Source organism: Candidatus Zixiibacteriota bacterium, assembly GCA_017999435.1.
Taxonomy (GTDB): Bacteria; Zixibacteria; MSB-5A5; order GN15; family FEB-12; genus JAGNLV01.
Genome location: JAGNLV010000002.1, coordinates 441,127 through 461,242, shown reverse-complemented (window position 1 = coordinate 461,242; position 20,116 = coordinate 441,127). Strand labels below are relative to the sequence as shown.

The 20,116-nt window shown below is 65.6% G+C and carries 16 protein-coding genes; 12 read left to right on the top strand and 4 right to left on the bottom strand.

What is annotated here, in order from left to right; all coding sequences use genetic code 11:
* Positions 1 to 134: 134 nt before the first annotated feature.
* Both KA261_07365 and KA261_07360 read left to right on the top strand, forming a co-directional pair.
* The gene (locus KA261_07365; GenBank protein MBP7697617.1) at positions 135 to 1,601 is read left to right on the top strand and encodes a 4-hydroxyphenylacetate 3-hydroxylase; all 1,467 of its coding nucleotides are present in this window, start codon (positions 135 to 137) and stop codon (positions 1,599 to 1,601) included.
* Positions 1,602 to 1,764: 163 nt separating this feature from the next.
* On the top strand, positions 1,765 to 3,288 hold the full coding sequence (locus tag KA261_07360) for a carboxypeptidase M32 (GenBank protein MBP7697616.1): 1,524 nt from the start codon (positions 1,765 to 1,767) through the stop codon (positions 3,286 to 3,288).
* Positions 3,289 to 3,361: 73 nt separating this feature from the next.
* On the opposite strand, the gene KA261_07355 is transcribed toward KA261_07360, so the two are convergent.
* Both KA261_07355 and KA261_07350 read right to left on the bottom strand, forming a co-directional pair.
* The gene (locus KA261_07355) at positions 3,362 to 4,213 is read right to left on the bottom strand and encodes a DUF1768 domain-containing protein (GenBank protein ID MBP7697615.1); all 852 of its coding nucleotides are present in this window, start codon (positions 4,211 to 4,213) and stop codon (positions 3,362 to 3,364) included.
* A gap of 636 nt (positions 4,214 to 4,849) precedes the next feature.
* Complete coding sequence (locus KA261_07350; GenBank protein ID MBP7697614.1) at positions 4,850 to 5,710, bottom strand: FAD-dependent thymidylate synthase; 861 nt, start codon at positions 5,708 to 5,710, stop codon at positions 4,850 to 4,852.
* 165 nt (positions 5,711 to 5,875) lie between these two features.
* Here KA261_07350 and KA261_07345 point away from each other — a divergent pair, with 165 nt between their 5' ends.
* The 3 genes from KA261_07345 to KA261_07335 all read left to right on the top strand — a co-directional run bounded on the left by KA261_07345 (position 5,876) and on the right by KA261_07335 (position 9,314).
* Entirely contained in the window at positions 5,876 to 6,751 is an 876-nt protein-coding gene (locus tag KA261_07345) for a hypothetical protein (GenBank protein ID MBP7697613.1), read from the top strand.
* On the top strand, positions 6,748 to 7,674 hold the full coding sequence (locus KA261_07340) for a DNA-protecting protein DprA (GenBank protein MBP7697612.1): 927 nt from the start codon (positions 6,748 to 6,750) through the stop codon (positions 7,672 to 7,674). Before KA261_07345 ends, KA261_07340 begins: the two co-directional genes overlap by 4 nt.
* A 128-nt stretch (positions 7,675 to 7,802) precedes the next feature.
* Positions 7,803 to 9,314, top strand: a complete 1,512-nt coding sequence (locus KA261_07335) for a carboxypeptidase M32 (protein ID MBP7697611.1) — start codon at positions 7,803 to 7,805, stop codon at positions 9,312 to 9,314.
* Between the two features lie 73 nt (positions 9,315 to 9,387).
* Here KA261_07335 and KA261_07330 read toward each other — a convergent pair whose 3' ends face one another.
* The gene (locus KA261_07330; protein MBP7697610.1) at positions 9,388 to 9,603 is read right to left on the bottom strand and encodes a hypothetical protein; all 216 of its coding nucleotides are present in this window, start codon (positions 9,601 to 9,603) and stop codon (positions 9,388 to 9,390) included.
* A gap of 147 nt (positions 9,604 to 9,750) precedes the next feature.
* On the opposite strand from KA261_07330, the gene trkA reads away from it, so the two are divergent.
* The 5 genes from trkA (at position 9,751) to KA261_07305 (ending at position 17,190) form a co-directional block, all read left to right on the top strand.
* Positions 9,751 to 11,106, top strand: a complete 1,356-nt coding sequence (trkA, locus tag KA261_07325) for a Trk system potassium transporter TrkA (GenBank protein ID MBP7697609.1) — start codon at positions 9,751 to 9,753, stop codon at positions 11,104 to 11,106.
* A gap of 22 nt (positions 11,107 to 11,128) precedes the next feature.
* The gene (locus tag KA261_07320) at positions 11,129 to 12,730 is read left to right on the top strand and encodes a TrkH family potassium uptake protein (GenBank protein ID MBP7697608.1); all 1,602 of its coding nucleotides are present in this window, start codon (positions 11,129 to 11,131) and stop codon (positions 12,728 to 12,730) included.
* A gap of 108 nt (positions 12,731 to 12,838) precedes the next feature.
* Positions 12,839 to 14,032 carry a metallophosphoesterase gene (locus tag KA261_07315; GenBank protein ID MBP7697607.1) on the top strand — a complete coding sequence of 398 codons (1,194 nt, stop codon included), beginning with the start codon at positions 12,839 to 12,841 and terminating at the stop codon, positions 14,030 to 14,032.
* 255 nt (positions 14,033 to 14,287) lie between these two features.
* A complete protein-coding gene (locus tag KA261_07310) occupies positions 14,288 to 14,902 on the top strand; it encodes a hypothetical protein (protein ID MBP7697606.1) in 615 nt (204 codons plus the stop codon).
* Between the two features lie 179 nt (positions 14,903 to 15,081).
* Positions 15,082 to 17,190 (top strand): S9 family peptidase, encoded by a 2,109-nt coding sequence (locus tag KA261_07305; protein MBP7697605.1) that lies wholly within the window; start codon positions 15,082 to 15,084, stop codon positions 17,188 to 17,190.
* Between the two features lie 166 nt (positions 17,191 to 17,356).
* On the opposite strand, the gene msrB is transcribed toward KA261_07305, so the two are convergent.
* The gene (gene msrB, locus KA261_07300; protein MBP7697604.1) at positions 17,357 to 17,803 is read right to left on the bottom strand and encodes a peptide-methionine (R)-S-oxide reductase MsrB; all 447 of its coding nucleotides are present in this window, start codon (positions 17,801 to 17,803) and stop codon (positions 17,357 to 17,359) included.
* A 313-nt stretch (positions 17,804 to 18,116) separates the two neighbouring features.
* Here msrB and KA261_07295 point away from each other — a divergent pair, with 313 nt between their 5' ends.
* Together KA261_07295 and KA261_07290 are read left to right on the top strand one after the other, a co-directional pair.
* Entirely contained in the window at positions 18,117 to 18,605 is a 489-nt protein-coding gene (locus KA261_07295) for a DinB family protein (GenBank protein ID MBP7697603.1), read from the top strand.
* 312 nt (positions 18,606 to 18,917) lie between these two features.
* Complete coding sequence (locus KA261_07290; protein MBP7697602.1) at positions 18,918 to 20,093, top strand: hypothetical protein; 1,176 nt, start codon at positions 18,918 to 18,920, stop codon at positions 20,091 to 20,093.
* The last annotated feature ends 23 nt before the right edge of the window (positions 20,094 to 20,116 follow it).

The following is a 20,116-nucleotide window of genomic DNA, read 5'->3' as shown; positions in this document are numbered from 1 at the left end:
GTTTTGGACAAGGCCGGTTTTCGCTTTCGGAAACCGGCCTTCCTGTTGCTCCGCGCGCTTTCTTCTTGTGCTCTTTTTCACAATCTCCTATATTCGGATCAGCATTGATAACTTTAGCCTATTCTGGAGGAGCCATGGCCCTGAAGACCTACGAGCAGTACCTCGCATCCCTCCGCCGGATGCGCCCGAACATATACAAGTTTGACGAACTGATCAGCGACGTCACGGCCCACCCGGCCACCAAGCGGACAGTCGAGGGCCACGGCTGGACTTTCAAAGCCGCGGCCGACCCGGAACTCGCCCCGTTGGTCACCGCGACCTCGCATCTGACCGGCGAGCCCATCAGCCGCTATCTCTCGATCATCCAGACACCCGAGGACATGTGGGCAAATTCGGCCATGAAGCGCCTCATGTTCCAGCTCACCGGCACCTGCACGGGCGGCCGGTGCGCCGGCTGGTGCGCGCTCAACACTATGTTCATCACCACCTGGGAGATGGACCGCGACCTCGGCACGAATTACCACGCGCGCCTCCTCGCCTGGCTCAAAGACGCCCAGGCCCGCGACATCACCATTTCCGGCGCCCTGACCGATGCGAAGGGGGACCGCACCCTCAAACCGCACGAGCAGGATGACCCCGACGTGTTCCTGCGCGTCGTCGAGAAACGCCCCGACGGCATCGTCGTCCGCGGCGCCAAAGTCATGATCTGCGGCGTCGCCGCCGCCAACGAAATCTTCATCCTCCCCGGCTCCGCTTACAAGGAAGAAGATGCCGACTACTGCCTCTCGTTCGTCATCCCGCGCGACATCGCGGGCCTCACCATCGTGGAGACCCGCCATCCCTCCGACGGCCGCGATCTCGAAGAGGGCTGGGACAACCCGATCACCGAGGGCGGCATCACCCAGGCGTTCCTGCTGTTCGAGGATGTTTTCGTTCCCAGTGAGCGCGTCTTTATGCTCGGCGAACACCCGTACACGGGGAAGACGGTCGCCAACTTCATCATGCCTTACCGCTCGGCGATCGGCGGTTGCGTCGCCGGACAGGGGGACATCAAAATCGGATCGGCGATCCTCACCGCCCGCACCAACGGCCTCTCGGCCAAGGTGTTCAGCGACAAACTCGTCCAGATGCACATCAACAACGAGACCACCTACGGTCTCGGCATCGCCGCCGCCGCCCTGGGAAAGAAACACCCCTCCGGCGCCTGGCTGTGCGACCCGCTTCTGTCCAACGTCAACAAGGTCCACGTGGCGACCCTGCCCTATGAAACCTCCGTGCTCGCCCAGGATATCGCCGGCGGCATCGCGGAAACCGGCTGCATGCCGAGCTGGAAAGACTTCCAGTCGAAGAAGTACGGGCACCTGATCAAGAAGTACATGAAAGCGAAACACTCGGCCGAGGCCCGGGCCCGGGCGGCGCGCCTGGTCGAATGGTGCACCATCGGCGGCGGCGTCCCCGGCTGCATGCACGGCGGCGGTTCCCCCGACGGGGCCAAGCTCGTCATCCGCGCCTCGGCCGACCTCGAAAAGAAAGTCGAAATCGCCCGCCGCCTCGCCGGCATCGCCGAGGAAGTCCCCGACCCGGGCGCTAAAAAGAAGTAAGCCGAGAGCTCTCGGCCCCCCTGTGATCGCTCCGCAACGCGGGAGCCTCCCGGCTCCCGCCCTCCGGTCCCGTGCGCTCCACCGGACCGTCATTTCCATTGCCCCCGGCCCACGCCGCGCCTATCATTGAACACACGCGTTACCGTTGCAGAAGGAGTCTCCCATGACCGCCCGCGAAGCCTACACCCGGCTCAAAGCCCGCATGAAAGAGATCGCCGTCATTGAATCCACCGGCGGCGTGCTCTACTGGGATCGCAAATCGTACATGCCCCCGAAAGGGATTGCCCATCGCTCGGAACAGCTCGCCCAACTGACGCGGCTCAGCCATGACTGGTTCACCGCCCCGGAGGTCGGGGACTGGCTCGCCGCGGTGGAGCAGTCGGACCTCGTGCGCGATCCGGCATCGGAAGCGGCGGTCAATGTTCGCGAGTGGCGGCGTCTCCGCGATCGGGAGGAGAAACTGCCCGCCGCCTTTGTCGAGCAGTTCGCCCGGACGACGGCGCTGGCCGGCCAGGTGTGGGCGGAGGCGCGGAAAAAGTCGAATTTCGCGCTGTTCGAGCCGCACCTGGGCGGGATTGTCGAACTCGTCCGCCGCAAGGCGGACTACTACGGGTACACCGCCGAGAAATACGACGCGCTGCTGGAGGGCTACGAGCCGGGGGCGAGGACGGCCGAGGTCGAACGGGCGTTCGCCGGTCTTCGCACCGACCTCGTCGAACTGGTGGAGAAAATCGCCGACGCACCCCGGCGGCCGGACATCGGCGTGCTCAAACGCCCCTGGGATGTGGACAAGCAGCGCACTTTCTCCCGCATGCTCGCCGCTCAGATCGGCTACGATTTCGGAGCCGGGCGGATCGACGAAACCGTCCACCCCTGCTGCAACGACCTCGGCCCCCTCGACGTGCGGATCCTCACCCGGTTCTATGCCGAAGACCTCGCCGAAGGGCTCACCGGCACCATCCACGAGGCCGGACACGCTTTCTACACGCAGAGCCAGAGAGGTTCGGAACACTGGGGGACGCCGATGGGCATGACTCCCTCGCTGGCTATCCACGAGTCGCAGTCCCGAACCTGGGAGAACATCGTCGGCCGCTCGCGCCACTTCTGGACGTATTTCTTCCCCCAGCTCAGAGCGCTGTTCCCCGAAGAAACCCGGGATATCACGCTGGACGACTTCTACGCCGCGATGAACTACGTCGCCCCGTCGTACATCCGCGTCGAGGCCGACGAAGCCACCTACAACCTCCACATCATGCTGCGGTTCGAGCTGGAACGCGCGATCGTCGAGGGGGATCTGGCGGTCAAAGACATCCCCGGCGAGTGGAACAGCCGCTTCCGCCAGTACCTCGGCCTCGCTGTCGACACGGACGCCCACGGCTGCCTGCAGGATGTCCACTGGTCGGACGGCTCGTTCGGATATTTCCCGACCTACGCCCTCGGCAATCTCTACGCCGCGCAGTTCTGGTCGCGGGCGAAGGCCGATCTGCCCGGCCTCATGGAGGACTTCGCGGCCGGGCAATTCGACCGGCTCATGACCTGGCTCAGCGAGAACATCCACCGGCAGGGATTCAAGGTGTACCCGAACGAGCTGTGCCGCCGCCTCACCGGGTCGGATCTGTCCCACCGCCCGCTGCTGGATTACCTGTACGCCAAGTACGAGGAGATCTACGGGATCCGGCGGAACTGAGCGCCCCGGGCGCAATCCAAGTGCCGGCGCCGGGAGAGATCAGGGCCGCCGGCGGCCCCGACCTTTCCTCCGCTCAGAAGTCGTCTCCGTCGCAGTCGTCCTCCTCTTCGGCTTCCAGGCGGCGAGCGCGCGACTCGAGAACGTCGGCGGCAACGTCACGCCCCAGGGCGCGGTAGACGGTTGCGAGGAGGCGCAGGTCATCCTCATCCGCCTCGCCGCGGCGATTGACGAACCGCAGGTGTTCAAGCGCTTCGCCGAAGCGGTGCTGGTCCACCAGGGCGTAGGCGAGAGCGATCCGCGCCCGAGGATCCTGCGGGTCAAGATGAATCGCCCGGTAGGCGGTCGCCGACGCGCGCTCGGGCATCCGGTTCGCAAGATAAACGATCGTGAGCCTGAGGAAACCGCTCATATCGTCCGGGTTTCGACGCACCCATTCCTCACAGCCCTCGATGACCGCATTGTGGGGCTCCGGAACGCTCCGATCGACGCGCCCGCGGACGCGCATAAGGATCCGGCCGAACATGTTGTGCCCGGCTCCGCTGGCGCCAACCCCGTAGTACGAATCATCCGCATTTCCGTAGACCAGGGGATGGTCGCCCGTGCTGCGAAGAAGCGCCTCGAGGTCGAGGTGCTGCGAGAACTTCGCCCGGAGAACCCGTTCGAGGTAATCGTCGCGCACCACATCCCATTTCACCCGCTCGACAGCGCCCTCCGTCTGCACCAGTTTCACAGCCTCAGCGTATGACGCCGTCTGCCGCAGACGGAGAGGGTTCACGCCGGGGTACTTCATACCGAGCAGGTAGTGGCGGTCGGTCGGCCACGATACATCATCGATGCGGATGACGTAGGGGGCACCAAGGCAAAACGCGCCGTAGCGGCGGTGGTCCTCGGTGAACACGATCGTGTCTTCGCGCTTGCGATCCATCTGGTTCTCAACCTCCATGGTCCACGAACATCATACCGTGACTTGGGCACACGCGACCCTCTGCGGGCGAGAACAACCCGAACACACGGGTCGACCTCGGCCACTAGCGAGCCATGTCATTGTGCCGACGGTAACCTGTCGGGGCGGGGCTGAGAACTGCAGGCCTTCACGGGCATCCCCGTGCAGGCGCGAAGCGGATTCGAGCGGAAAAAAACCTCAGCCCGACCGTCAGGCCACCTTACCTAGCGGAATTCGCCAGGCTGGTCTATCAGTTGCGTGGAGACTCATGTGGCAACCTCTGGTCCCGGACCATGGGCCCGGTGAGTAAGAGTTTACGGTCATTCCCCCGGCACACGGCCGAGGGCAGGCTTTCCCCGCACAGAAAAGTAATGCTACGTGGTGAGCATAGTACGCTTCTCTGGTGGCGGAGTTTCCTATTTTATACGCGCGGCCGCGCGTGTCAAGCGAAATTTCCAGAAAAGTTGCGGTGCGGGATGGGTCGCCGGGAGCGGTCCTGCCGGTCGATTCTCCGCCGACGGACTGAAGGAGGTTCCGAAAGTGCTCGGCCCGGGACGCTCCCGGCGGCCCGACTGCAGGCGCATGATCCGAGGGTCCGCGGAGTGTGCGAAGGTGCGGTCACTCCCCCCGCACCTTCTCCAGTTTCTCCAGGAACTCCCGCGCCTCCCGTTTCGACAATCCCCCGGATGCCAACTCATCTTCGGACGGGCAGAAATCAGTCAGACGCGGGCGCAGGATCGCCAGCTCCGGCCCCGTGAAATGCACCGCCTGGAGCTGGTAATCCAGGAACGCCTCGTACGCCAGCGGGCAGACCGCCTGGACCATCTCCGCCATCACCGCCGCATACGCCCGGATTTCCTGCTGGGCATGCCGGTCGAGCCGCAGCCCGAGGAAATGAAACAGGTTGTGCAGGTCGATCTTCCAGTACCACTCGGTATACAGCGACAGCGGCAATCCGACCCGGGCCAGCTCCCGGGCCAGCCCCGCCTCGACCAACGCCGCATACTCGGCGTACGAATCCGCCTGGATCTTCCGGAGAAACTCGACAAAGCGCCGTTTCAGCTCCGGCGGCACTTCCTCCTCCGCCCGCCCCTGCTTGTTCACCGCCGACTGAAACCGGATCTCCTCTTCGGGCGGAATGTAGAACTCCTCTTTCATGACCGAGTACCGCCCCGAGTACTCGTTGACATTGGCGGTGCGGTGGCGGATCCACTGCCGGGCCACGAAAATCGGCAGTTTCACATGGAATTTGAACTCGACCATCTCGAACGGCGTCGTGTGGCGGTGCCGCAGGAGATAGCGGATCAGCCCCCGGTCCTCCGAGACTTTCTTGGTCCCCTTGCCGTAGGACACCCGCGCCGCCTGCACGATAGATTCATCCCCGCCCATGTAATCGATCAGCCGCACGAAGCCGTGGTCGAGCACCCGGAATTCCCTGTCGAGCAGGTCATCGGCGGCTTTGTTCTCGGTATGCGCCATGTGATTCTCCGGAGTTTGCCCCCGAATATAGCGCGGCCGCCGGGGCGGGGCAAACGGTTTGCACGAGGGCCCGGCAAAATGTGATTGCCCCCCGCCTCCCCGCCCGCTATCGTCAGCCCGGACGCACGACCAAGGCCCGACCACGAACTTGTCCCGGGGAGGAACATGATCGCACTTCGGCGCCCGCCTGAAGGCCGCACGAGGCTGGCCTGGCACGAACTCGAGCAGATACAGACCAACGAGTGGGTCCTCAAGCTCCGCCCCCCGTACTACGGCGCCGTGTTCGCCGACCGCGAGCCGGACCTGGCCGCCAAATCCCCCGCCGGATTCCATATCGCCCGGACGGGCGCGGTCGCCTGGGCGGTGTTTCGCGGGCTCACCCCGCGCGACCTCGCCCGCATCAACGACTTCGCCGGCGCCTACCGCCGGTTCGTCCTCCTTGGCGACAACCCGAACCTCAAGGGGCAGTTCTCCGATGAGCTCGACGGCTGCCTGGCCCTTGACTACAATTTCGCCGAAAGCCGCAGCCGCAGCTATACCGAGATCGGCGAACTCGTCTACCACGCCAAGTACCGCCGGTCGGTGGCCGCGGCCGAGGAACTCGGGCGGCGGCTGGCCGAGGCGGCCGGCCGCGTACCGACCATGAGGTGCGTCTCCCGCCCCTGCCTCTCGTACGTGCCGCCGGGACCGCACAAGCGGTTCGATCTCCCCCGGATTCTCGCCCGGCTGTTGGTCGATTACGGCTGGTGCACCATGCCTCTGCGTGAATTCGAGCCGCTCGTCCACCCCGAGCTGAGCCTGGCCAAGCCCGATTTCAAACGTCTGACCATCGACGAGAAAATCCGCGCCTGGACCCGGCTCCTTGCCCGCGGAGTGCGCCTCTCGGGCAATGTCGCCGGCGCCGCCGTCTATGTGATCGATGACCTCTACCAGTCGGGCGCGACCCTATGGTCATATGCCCGGTACCTCAAGGCGGCCGGGGCTGCCGCCGTCTTCGGGCTGGTCTGCGAGAAATCGCGAGGCGACCGGGATAACCGATGAACCGCGAAACCGCCCTCCTGCGCTTGCTCGCCGCCCCCGGCCTCGGGGCGCGCTCGGTCGCTCGCCTCCTGCTCCGGCTCGCGGCGGAACAGCTCCCGCTTGAGGATTTCGTCGCCCTCCCCGCCGACCACCTCGTGCGGGAGTATGCGCTTGCGCCGGCGTCGGCCGACGCCCTCGCGAGCGCCGGGGAGGAGGCGCGGGAACTGGCCGAGCATCTCCCGGCCCACCGGATCCGGATGGTGACGATCGTGGACGACGGCTACCCGGAGCTTTTGGCCCGCCGCCTCGGCCGCACCGCGCCGCCCGTGCTTTTCACCCGGGGCGACCTCGGCCTGCTGCGGGTGCCGATGGTCGCCTGTGCGGGCGCCCGCGAGTGCTCCGCGCCCGGCCTGGCCTTTGCCCGCGCGCTTGCCGCCGCGCTCGTCCGCCACGGCGCCAATATCGTCAGCGGCTACGCCCCGGGCATCGACACCGCCGCTCACGGCGGCGCCCTCGCCGCCGGTGGCGTCACCACCGCCGTCCTGGCCTCGGGAATTCTCCATTTCACCCCGCGGCCCGGCCTGGCGTCCCTCGGCGACGAGACCAACACCCTGGTCGTGTCGGAGTTTTTCCCGACCATGCCGTGGCGGAGCCACAGCGCAATGCAGCGCAACAGGACAATTTGCGCGATGGCCCATGCTATGGTGATTGTGGAATCGGGAGTTTCAGGGGGGACTTTCGCCGCCGGCCGGGCCGCGCTCGAAGTCGGCTGCCCCCTCTGCGTCGTCGACTGGCAAGATCCGCCGCCGAGCGCCGAAGGCAACCGCCTCCTCATCCGGCGCGGAGGAGTGCCGGTCGCCGACTTATCGGGCGCCCTGAGAGAGCTGACCCGCCGCCTTCACTCGGAAGGTCCCGGCCCGGTCACTCCCGAGTTGTTCGGCTAGCCGTCCGTGGGCGCGCTTTTCTCGCCGCCCCGGTTGCCTTGCCGGCCGATTCTCCGTATCTTGGGCCTTCAAATTGCGATGGAACCATGCCGCGCCGGCTGCGCCGGCTGCCCATGAAGGAGGATCTTATGTCCGCCCAGGCCGTTTACGACGAACTCACCAGAAAACTCAGGGAAATGGCGCTCTTGAGTTCTGCCGGAAGTGTCCTGCACTGGGACCAGCAGACCTACATGCCGCCCGAGGCCGCGCAGTTCCGCGCCGACCAGCTCGGTACGATCTCCGGGCTCGTCCACCGCATGTTCACCGACCCGAAAATCGGCGACATGATCGGGACGGTCGAGAACTCCGATCTCGCCAAGGGGGATACGCCCGAAGCCGCCAACATTCGCGAACTGCGCCATGACTACGACAAAATGACCAAGCTCCCCAACAGCCTGGTCGAGGAACTCACCCGCACCACCGCCATGGCCCAGCAGGTCTGGGCCGAGGCCCGGCGCAAATCCGATTTCGCCATGTTCCTCCCCCACCTCGAAAAGGTGCTCGCGCTCACCCGCCGGAAAGCGGACGCCTACGGCTGGAAGGACGAGCCCTACAACGCCCTCATTGATGATTACGAGCCGGGGGCGAACGTCCGTGAGGTCGGCGAGGTGTTCGAAAGCCTCCGCAAAGAACTCGTGGTCCTGAACGAGAAGATCCGCAATGCCCCGCGGAAGCCGGACCACACCATCGTGGAACGCGAGTACGAGGTCGAGCGGCAGAAAGTGTTCGGGGAGTCGGTGGCCACGGCCATGGGCTTCAACTTCCGCGCCGGGCGCCTCGATATCACCACGCATCCCTTCTGCACCGGTATCGGCTACGGCGACACCCGCATCCTCACCCGCTACAATCCCAACCGGCTCAACGATGCCCTTTTCGGGATCATGCACGAGGCCGGCCACGGCCTGTACGAGGCGGGACTCCTCAAGAGCGAGTACTACGGCACGCCGATGGCCGAGTCGGTGTCGCTCGGCATCCACGAATCCCAGTCGCGCATGTGGGAAAACCAGGTCGGCCGCTCCAAATCTTTCTGGAAGTACTTCTTCCCGCAGGCTCAGCGGCTGTTCCGGAAATCCCTCGGCGACGTCACCCTCGACCGGTTTTACGGGGCGATCAACTATGTGACCCCGTCGTACATCCGGGTCGAGGCCGACGAGGCGACCTACAACCTTCACATCCTGCTGCGCTTCGAAATCGAACGGGCCCTGCTCACCGGCGACATGAAACCGGCCGATGCCGCCTCTGAGTGGAACGCCCGCTTCGAGAAGTACTTCGGTCTGAAGGTCGATAAAGACGCTCACGGCGTCCTCCAGGATGTCCACTGGTCGGCCGGCCTGGTCGGCTACTTCCCGACCTACACGCTCGGGAACCTCTACTCGGCCATGTTCTTCGCCCAGGCCCGCAAGGAGATGCCCGACCTCGACCTCCAGTTCGAACGCGGCGAATTGCTCCCGCTCCGGGAGTGGCTGCGGGAGAAAATCCACCGCCACGGCCGCCGCTACCGGGCCAACGAGCTGTGCCGGAAGATCACGGGGAAATCCCTTGACTACAAGCCGCTCGTGGTGTATATGACAGAAAAGTATTCGGAAATTTACGGTTTCTAACCCAGCCAAAGAGACCGAACGAAAAGCCGGCAACCTCCGTGTCGCCGGCTTTCTTTTGCCCGCTCGCCTCGATTCAGTCGAATATCCCTTTGTACGCCAGGTAGGGAAAAACGATGTACAGGAGCGTGTCCCGGATCAGGTAGAAGAAGATGAAGGCGACGATCATCCGCCAGCCCAGCGCACGGACCTCCTTCCACGACCGGGGAAACCGCAGCAGGTTCCAGCGCGCTTTGCCGACCGCGGGCTTCGCCGGGCCCGCCGATTCCACCGCTCGTCCGTCGTCACTCATACGAGCGTATAACAGACCGCTCCCGGCCGGGTTCCGCGGCCTCGGCCGCCTGCGCATAAACTATTTGATTCCCCGCCCCTTCGCATGCATGTTGCGGGTGGCCCGGCGGGGTCGGCGGACCCCCCGAACACAAACAATGGAATCGTCATGCGAATTGTAATCATCGGCGGCGGGGTCGTCGGATTCAGCCTGGCCGAACACCTGCTCCGCGACGGCCACACTCTGTCGTTGGTCGAACTCGACCCGCACCTGTGCCGGATGATCGAGGAGAAACTCGACCTCCAGGTGGTCAGCGGATCGGGCGCCTCCCCCGTGACGCTCCGGGAGGCGGGGATTGAGGGTGCCGACATGATGCTCGCCGTGACCCCGAGCAACGAGGTCAACATCGTCGCCTGCTCCATCGCCGCTCTGCACGAGGTTCCCAGCCGGATCGCCCGCCTCCGCGGCCAGGAATTCTCGGCCCGCGGCGGCCTGGTCGATCTCACACGGATGGGGATCACCGCCCTCATCCAGCCCGAGCAGGCGGTGGCCGACCATATCCTGCAGTTCATGGAGACCCCCCACGCCGTCGAATCGGCCAATTTCGAGGGCGGCCGGATCCTCCTCCGCGGCTACGCCGTTAAAGACACCATGCCCCTGGCCGGAAAAACCCTCCGCGAAATCCGCGCCCACATCGACCCCGCGGTCGTCCTCTTCGCCGCTATCGTCCGGGCCGGGAAGGGGATGATCCCCGATGGCAACACCCGCATCGAACCCGGGGACATCGTCTACGCTCTCTTCCCCCGCGAATCGCTCGGCGTCTTCCTCGACCTCGTGGCGATCGAGCGCAAGGAGAGCCGCAAAGTGATCGTCACCGGCGACGCTTTCTTCACCCTCGAGCTGGCCGAGGCGCTCGAGCGGACACCGCACAAGGTGACCCTCGTCGACCCGTCGCGCGAGCATGCTGAGAAGGCCGCCGCGATGTTCAACCGCACCGAGGTGATCCATGGCGACTGCACCGAAACCGACCTCCTGCGCGAACTGAACGTCGCCGCCGCCTCCTTCTTCATCGCCGCATCCGACGAAGCCGACTATAACGTCTTCTCGTCGCTGCTGGCCAAGGCCGAGGGGGCCCGCGAGGTCATCGCCGTGTCCACCGAGTCGCGCCACGACCGGCTCTTCAATTCCATCGGGATCGACCACGTGGTCAACCCCCGCCTCATCACCGCCCGCGAGATCCTCGAGATCATATCCCGCGGCCACATCGGCGCCGTCGTGAAACTCTCCGACGTCGACATCGAGGCCGTCCGCTTTACCGTTGAAGAGCCCAGCGAAATTGCCGGCCAGCAGGTCAAGCGTATCGCCCGCCGCCTCAAGAAAGGCTCCATCATCGGCGTCATCATCCGGGGCAGTTCCATGATCCTTCCCGGCGGCGACACCGTCATCGAGGCGGGCGACCATGTCATCATGATCTCCAGCCACAAAAACCTGAAAATGCTCGACCGGCTCTTCTCGGGCCGGTGACCCTCATGCCGGAGCCGTCGCCATGAATGTCGCCGCCGTCCTCTACGCACTGGGCAAGCTGATGCAGGTGATGGGCGGCTTCCTGCTGGCCCCTCTGGCCATCGCGCTGTGGGACGGCCGCGTACAGGGGCTGCCCCGGCTGTTCGCGGCCGCCGATGCCTCCGGCCTCCTGGTCGCGGCCGTCTTCGGCCTCGCCGTCGGCACCCTCCTGGCCGCGCTCTTCCGGAGGGGCCGCGGGCGCCAGGGCCTCCGCGAGGGATACGCCATCGTCACCATCGGCTGGCTCACCCTCACCTTTGTCGCCGCCCTCCCCCTCTTCCTCTATTTCTGGCGCGTGGGCATGCCCGACGGCTCGGTGAGCGGGCTGCGGGCGTTCACCGACGCCTATTTCGAGATCATGTCCGGCTTCTCCACCACCGGCGCCACCATCCTCAGCAACATCGAGGCCGTCCCCCGCTCCCTCCTCTTCCTCCGCTCGCTCACGCACTGGCTGGGCGGCATGGGGATCATCACCCTGGCGATCGTCATCTTCCCCGCCATGGGGGTCAGCGCGTACAGCATGTACCGCGGGGAGGTCCCCGGCCCCTCGCACGACAAGCTCCGCCCCCGTCTCGCCCAGACCGCCCAGGTGCTCTGGGGAGTCTACGTGCTGCTCACCGCCCTGCAGACGGTGCTGCTGATCTTCGGGGGGATGACCTGGTTCGACGCCGTCAACCACTCCTTCGCCACCATGGCCACGGGCGGCTTCTCCACCCGCAACGCCTCGGTCGCCGCCTACAATTCCCCATACATCGAATGGGTCATCATCGTGTTCATGTACCTCGCCGGCGTCAACTTTCTCCTGCACTTCAAGGCCCTCCGGGGCGACCTCCGGTCGCTGACGCACAACAGCGAGTTCATCTTCTATTCCGCCGTCATCGCCCTCGCAGCCCTGGCGGCCACCATTGTGCTCTACCTTCAGGGACTGGAGCCGATGGCGGAGGCGGCGCGCAGCTTCCGCGCCCATCCGCCGACCGAGACCGCTTTCCTCGAGCGCTATCTCACGGAGCAGTCCAGACTCGAGGGCCTCGCCGACTGCTTCCGCGCCGCCCTGTTCCAGGTCGTCTCGGTCACCACCACCACCGGGTTCTCGACCGCCGATTTCGACATGTGGCCGGATTTCGTGCGCTTCCTCCTCATGGTGCTCATGTTTTTCGGGAGCATGGCCGGTTCCACCGGCGGCGGCATCAAGATGATCCGCGTCATGGTCGTCGCCAAGGCGGCCGCCAACGTCGTGCGCAAACTCACCCAGCCGCGCCTGGTCGCCCCCGTCAAAGTGGGCGGCCAGCCGCTGGACAACGACAAGATCATCAGCATCGCCGCCCTGTTCGTCTTCTTCACCGGGCTCTTCGTCCTGACCAGCATGCTCCTGATGCTCTTCATCCCCGACATGATCACCGCGGCCTCCGCCTCGATCGCCACCCTCGGCAACGTCGGCCCCGGCCTGGCCGGCGTCGGCGCGGTCGAAAACTACGGCTGGATTCCCGCCCCGGCCAAGTGGCTCCTGGTGCTCTCGATGCTGCTGGGACGGCTCGAAATCTTCACCGTCCTCATCGTCCTGCGCCCGGCTATCTGGCGCAAATGAGCGGAGGGAACCTCCGGCCGCGCGCATCGTTATGATCGAGGCAAGCTGTGCTGTCGGTGATCCCGGCGCGGCGCCCGCCGCCGGGAACCGGGCAACTCAAAGGATACTATGCGTTCGTTCTTTCCGCTCATCTTCGCCACCGCCGTGATCCTCGTCTTCGGCTCCGTCGAGATCCTCCTCCTGCGCCTCTTCAACCCTTCCTGGTGGCGCGTGCGGTGGATCCGGCGGACCGGGCTTCTGCTGCCGCTTGTCGGCACACTCTGCGCCGGGCTGTGGGGGCTGGGCGAGTACTACGCCGCCTCCTGGCTGGCCGCGCCGGGCGCCGCCGCCACCGCCCTCGCTTTCGTCCTGCTGGTCGCCCTCATGCTCTCGCTCCCCGTCTCCGGGATCGTCCACTTCCTCCGCTGGACGTTCGACAAGCTGCGCTCGCGCCGGGCAACCGCCCCCGACCTCCCCGATCACAACCGCCGCCTGGTTTTCAAAGCGGTCGCCGCCGCCATCCCCGCGGCGACCCTGGGGGCCGGCCTCGGCGGCGTGGCCCGCGCCTTCACCGGCGTCGCCGTGGCGCCCCGCGAATTCCCCCTCCCCGGCCTTCCCGCGCCGCTCGACGGCCTGCGCATCTTCCACCTCTCCGACCTGCATCTCCGCCACTATGTCACGCTCGACGATCTCGAGGAGGTGCTGCGGAAAGCGGAACCGCTCCGTCCCGACCTGGTCCTCGTGACCGGCGATGTGGCCGACGATCTCGCGCTGCTGTTCGATGCCCTGCGGATGATCGACGGCTTCCGGGCCCCGCTCGGCGCCTTCGCCTCCCTCGGCAACCACGAGTATTTCCGGGGCATCGAGGAGGTCCGCGCGATCTTCGACCGCTCGCCGGTCCCCCTGCTGGTCGACCGGGGCGTACCGCTCGCGGTCGGCGGCCGCCGCCTGTACGTCGCCGGCATCGACGATCCGCGCCGCATGGGCGCCAAGGAGCATGAGTTCTACCGGCGCACGATCGACGCCGCGCTCCAGGACGCCGCTTCCGACGATACCGTCGTCCTCATGAGCCATCGCCCCGATGCCTTCGACTACGCGGCGCAGACGGGAGTCTCGCTCACGCTCGCCGGCCACACGCACGGCGGGCAGATCGGACTCATGGGCCGCTCCGCCTTCGAACCCCTCTGGCCCGATCGCTACCTCTGGGGCGAATACGCTCTCAGTGAGAGTCGTCTCTACACCACCGCGGGCGTCGGACACTGGTTCCCATTCCGCCTCGGCTGTCCGCAGGAAGCTCCCGTGCTCGTGCTGCGGCGGGGATGAACGCGGCGCGCGCGGCTGCCGATGCGCCGATTCTCCTATGAAAACCGGCGCAAAAAAAAACCCGCGCGCAACCGGAAATGTGCACTTTTTCCTTGCAAAAAAATTTCAAACAAACGTATGTTAACCCGAATGCAACAGTGGCCCAGAGGAAGCAACGCCGTCGATGACCAGGAGTCCTTTAGAAAGAAAGCAACTCGCAACGCGCAATAGACCATTAGAGAACCACTCAAACCCTCCATGCTAAAGGAGCAACAGATGGCAGTAGCAAAGAAGAAAGCCACTGCGAAGAAGGCGGCCAAGAAGACCACGAAGAAGGCTGCCAAGAAGACCAAGAAGGCCGCCCCGAAGAAGAAGGTGGCGAAGAAGTCCGTGAAGAAGGCGCCCGCCGCCAAGAAGCCGCTCAAGAAGAAAGCCGCCCCCAAGAAGAAAAAAGCGGCCAAGAAGCCGGCCAAGAAGGCCGCGCCGAAGAAGAAAGCGGCGCCCAAGAGGAAGACGGCGAAGAAGGCGACCAAGAAGGCCGTCCGCAAGACGGCCAAGAAGGCGACGCCGAAGAAGAAGACGGCCAAGAAGACCGCCAAAAGGGCCACCAAGAAGGCGGCAAAGAAGAAAGCGTCTAAGCGAGCGCCGAACCCGGCATTCATGAAACCGCTCACCCCTTCGCCGGAACTCGCCGATGTCGTCGGCAGCAAGCCGATGCCCCGGACCGAGGTCACCAAGAAGCTCTGGGCGTACATCAAGAAGAACAACTTGCAGGATGCCAAGAACAAGCGCATGATCAACGCCGACGACAAGCTGAGAAAGGTCTTTGGCGGCAGAGGTCAGGTCTCGATGTTTGACATGACCAAGCACGTCTCCAAGCACCTCAAGTAGTCGTCGCCGATTCCGTAGCATGTTCCCGGGCCGGTCTCGCGCCGGCCCGTTTTCTTTGCCCGCGCCGCTCCGCCAAAACCATTGCCGCCCCCGCCCGCCGGCGATATATTCTTCCCAATCGTCGAACGCTCGCGACTATCGAGAGGAGACCCCGTATGCCTGCCCCGCTCACCGCCTCCATGCTGCGCCTCGCCGTTCTGATCGCCGCCGCCCTGGCGATCGCCGCCGCCCCGTCCGTTCCCGCCGCGCCCCCGCCCACCCCGGTGCACACCGTCATCGACACCCTCCACGGCGTCGCGCTGGCGGATCCGTACCGCTGGCTCGAAGGCGGCGACTCGGCCGCCATCGCCGGCTGGACCGAGGCCCAGTGGACCTACCTGCGCGAGTACGTGGACACCTACCCGGACCGCGCCAAACTCCACGACCGCATCGCCGCACTCATGTCGATGGGCAGTATCTCGACTCCCGAAGTGCGCGACAGCCTGTACTTCTTCAAACGGCGCGACGGCAGCCAGAACCAGCCCGTGCTCTACGTCCAGCGCGGCCTCGCCGGTCAGCCCGCGGTTCTGCTCGACCCCAACACCCTGTCGGCCGACGGCACCGCCGCCCTGGACTGGTCGCACCTGACCGATGACGGTTCGCTTCTGGCCTACGGCGTCTCCGCCTCCGGCTCCGAGCAATCCGTCCTCTACATCATGCGCACCGCCGACCGCACCCGCCTCCCCGACACGATTCCCTATACCACCTCGGTGAGCCTCGCCTGGTTGCCCGACAATAGTGGCTTCTACTACACCCGCTTCCCCGAGCCGGGGACGGTGCCGCCGGGGGACGAACGCTACCACCGCTGGGTCTACCTGCACCGCCTCGGCGACGACTGGCGTGCGGACTCCCTCATCTTCGGCTCCGAACTCGACAAGGCGGCCTGGCCGGGCGTGGGGCTGTCGCCGGACGGCCGCCGGCTCCTCGTCGCCGTCTACCGGGGATGGTCCGACATCGACACCTACGTCCGCGACCGCACCGATCCCGCCTCCTCCTTCACCCGGCTCTATGACGATGTGGAGGCGACCGTGAACGTCACGCCCCTCGACGACTGCTTCCTCGCCTTCACCAATCTCAACGCCCCGCGGTTTCGCCTGATGCGGGGGCAGTATGAGAAGCCCGGCATCGAGAACTGGGTGGAGATCATCCCCGAGCGCGAGGCCATCCTCGAGAGCGCGGCCCCGGTCGGCGGCCGCCTGGTCACCCGCTCGCTCCAGAACGCCTACTCGGTGGTGGAAGTGTTCACGATGGAGGGCCGCCTCTTGCGCACTCTGCCCACCCCGTCGCCGGGAACCGTCTACAGCGTCTCCGGCGAACTGGACGGCCGCGAGCTGTTCTACTACTTCAGCTCGTTTGACACGCCCTCGGCCATCTACCGCTACGACTTTGCCGCCGACACCGTCGCCCTGTGGGCGCAGCTCGACGCCGGGGTCGACCTCTCCAACCTGGTCGTCAAGCAGGTCTGGTACAAGTCGCACGACGGCACTCCGGTCTCTATGTTCCTCGTGCACCGCGAGGGGATCCCTCTCGACGGCTCCAACCCGGCTTTCCTCTATGGCTACGGCGGCTTCAACGTCACCATGACCCCGTATTTCTCGCGCACCCTGGCGGTCTGGTACGACCAGGGAGGCATCTACGCCCTTCCCAACATCCGGGGAGGCGGCGAATACGGGGAAGCGTGGCACGACGCCGGCAAGCTCGGGAACAAGCAGAACAGCTTCGACGACTTCATTGCCGCCGCCGAGTACCTCATCGCCGAGGGCTACACGAGTCCCGCCCGGCTGTGCATCTCCGGCGGCTCCAACGGCGGCCTGTTGACCGGCGCCGTGCTGGTCCAGCGGCCCGACCTCTTCCGCGCCGCCATCGTCGCCGTACCGCTCCTCGACATGATCCGCTACCACCGGTTCCTCGCCGCCCGCATCTGGGTGCCCGAGTACGGCTCGAGCGAGGATCCCGAGCAGTTCGCCTACCTGCTTGCCTACTCCCCTTACCACCATGTGACAGAGAGCGCGGACTACCCCGCCGTGCTGTTGACCGCCGGGCTGTCCGACAGCCGGGTCGATCCGATGCACGCCCGCAAAATGACGGCCCGGCTCCAGGCCGCCGACGCCACCCCCGAAACCCCCGTTCTCCTGCGCATCGAGCCGAAGGCGGGCCACGGCCAGGGCAAACCGATCAGCAAGCAGATTGAAGAACAGACCGACCAGTGGTCGTTCGTCTTCAGAGCCCTCAACGTGCGCATGAAATAGAATTTCCCCCGCGGGTCACCGGGGTCAGGCGCCTCCTGGCGCCTGACGGCGACCGGTTGGCGCAATGCGACCGGCGGCTCATACAGTCCCCCGGCGCGCCATCGCCTGTCAGCCGGAGCACGCCGCGCGGTCGGGCAACCGCCCGGAGCGCGGCCGGCAACCCGCCTCAGTCCCCTTTCGAGGAGTCCGCTGCGGCGTCGGCGCTGTCCGCAGCGGCCGTGTCTTTCGTGAAATCGAGCGCCACCGAGTTGATGCAGTAGCGCAGCCCGGTCGGCCGCGGCCCGTCGGGGAAAACATGCCCGAGGTGGGCCCCGCACTTTCCGCACACAACCTCTGTCCGCGCCATGCCGTGGCTCCGGTCGGTCTTCTGCTCAATCGCTTGCGGCGACGCCGGCTGCCAGAAACTCGGCCAGCCCGACCCGGATTCGTACTTGGTCCCCGAGGTGAACAGCGCATTGCCGCAGCCGATGCAGCGGTAGGTGCCGTCCTCGCGGTGGTAGTAGTACTTGCCGCTGAAGGGCGGTTCCGTGCCGCACTCCCGGGTGATCCGGTACTGCTCAGGCGTCAATTGTGCCCGCCACTCTTCGTCGGTCTTCTGTATCTTCTCGCCCATCGCGTTCCCCTTGGCTTTCGCCTGTCCGGCCTTGGCCGCTGTCTCCTTCGCCGGCGCGCCAGCCTGTGTGCCGGCAATCGCCGAGAAGAGGCCGAGCGCCGCCGCGCATGCGATCATTGCCAGTCCGGTTCTTGCCATCGGTTTTTCCTTGCCGCCGGCGGCTGCTGCGGCCGCCGCACTGCTGTAACACTCCCCGCTGCCGGCGGTTTCCGAAAACGCGCCCCATCTTCCCCCTTGCCCCCGCGCGGCCCCCGGCGTATCATACCCGCACGGACAGCACTCTCTGCGCCGCAACGACTGAAACGAGGACGCCATGACCAACAGCGAGAATCTGCTCTACATGATGCGCATAAACCAGCGCGCTCTCAAAGCTCTGCTCGACGATATCACCGAGGAGGAATCCATGGTCCGCGGACGCGACAGCCTCCTGCACATCCGCTGGCTCACCGGCCACCTCGTCTACAACGTCAACCACGTCCTGGCCATGATCGGCTCGCTGCCGGTGATGCTCCCGTCCTCCTACAAGCAGCTCTTTGACCGGGGCAGCGCCATCACCAATGATCCCAAAGCCTATCCGTCGCTGGCCGCCTTGCGCAGCGAACTGCTCGATCTGCACGACCGCCTGATCGACGTTCTCCCCGGCGTGTCCGATGACGACCTCGACGAGCCGCTGCCGAAAGACGCCGGTTTCAACGCTGTTCGCCTGAACGCCGCCTCCTTCATGTGCATGCACACGTTCTACCACTGCGGCCAGATCGCCATGATCCGCCGCGTCCTCGGGCGCGAGCGGTCTTTCGGATGAGGGTCGCGGCCGCGGGCCGCCCCCGCTCCCGCCCCGCCCGCCGCGAGCACCCTCGGCCGCGCTGTGCAAATCCCGGCCGCTTTCTGCCGCACCGGCGCCGGGTGTGCGCATGACTGCGCACCGCGATGCAGGAGATCGGACGCCCGGGGTGAAGTCCGGTTCTCTGTGCAATCTCTGATCTCGCCTCCAACCAACCTGCGGTCAACCACTTGGCCCCCCTGGCCCCTCCCTTTCCGACTTGGCACCGCGTTTGCCCTCATGGCCCCCACGTAGGCCATAGCTCAACCGCAGTGAAAGGGAGTTTGAGAAATGATGAACCGCACGCAAAGCAACAGTCAGAGAGGCAGCGCACTCTTAATCGCGCTGGTGCTCACCGGGATGCTCTCGCTGATCGCCCTGATGGCGATCGACAACTCGCAGACCGAGATCGACCTGTCCTTCAACAAGATCAATTCCGACCGCTCCTTCTATATTGCGGAAGCAGGCGTGCAGCACGCCCACACCGTGATCAACGCCACCCCCGGCTGGAATGCCGGGCTGGCCGGCGTCGCCTTCGCCGGCGGCGCGTACTCGGTGTCGGTCCGCGACAGCCTGAGCGAACCCGCCCTGGCCGACAGCGTCGTCCTGCTCTCCCAGGGGGAGGTCAACGGCGCCCGCTCCACCATCGAAGCCACCCTCGCCCCCGAGCCGTTCTACCCGTTCCGCTATGGCCTCTTTGCCGACAGCGGCGTGGCGATCGGCAACAGCGTCAGCACCGACTCCTGGAACTCCGATTCGGCCAGCTACGCCGGTTCGGCGGTCAACGCCTACGGATCGGTCGGATCCAACGGCCCCATTGTGATCGAGAATAACCCGACCATCAGCGGCGATGTCTACACGGCCCAGGCCGGCGCCATCACCATCACCGGCACCGGCCGCGTGCTCGGCGACACCTCCTCCCAGGCGCCGGAACTTGATTTCAGCAAGCTCATCAGCCCGACCCAGTTCGCCGACGCCGAAGCCGTCAACCGCGCCCCCCTCGGCATGTCGGGCAGCTTCACCTACAACAACGGCAGCCGCGACCTCCGCATCGGCGCCGGCCAGACCATGGTCCTCGAGAGCGGCACCTACGTCCTTGATGACATTCTGCTGGAGCAGTCGGCCAAGCTGGTGCTCGCCCCGGGCGCGCAGGTTGAGCTCTACGTGACCGGCAACATCGACCTGCGCAACAAAGCCACCGTCAACTCGGGCGGCAAGCCGGGCAACTTCCGCGTCTACTCCAGGGGCACCCGTTTCACGATGGGCCAGAGCTCGGAATTCACGGGCGCCGTCATCGCCCCCAACGTCAACTTCAACCTCGCCCAGTACACCGACTTCTACGGCTCGCTCATGTCGAACCGGATCGACCTCAGCAACAACCCCCGCTTCCACTACGACCGCAGCCTCGGCCTGATTATCAACGGCACCACCGGCCGCATGATTCAGGTCGCCTGGCGGGAGCTGGAGTAAAATATGCCCTTCTTCCTCTAAAA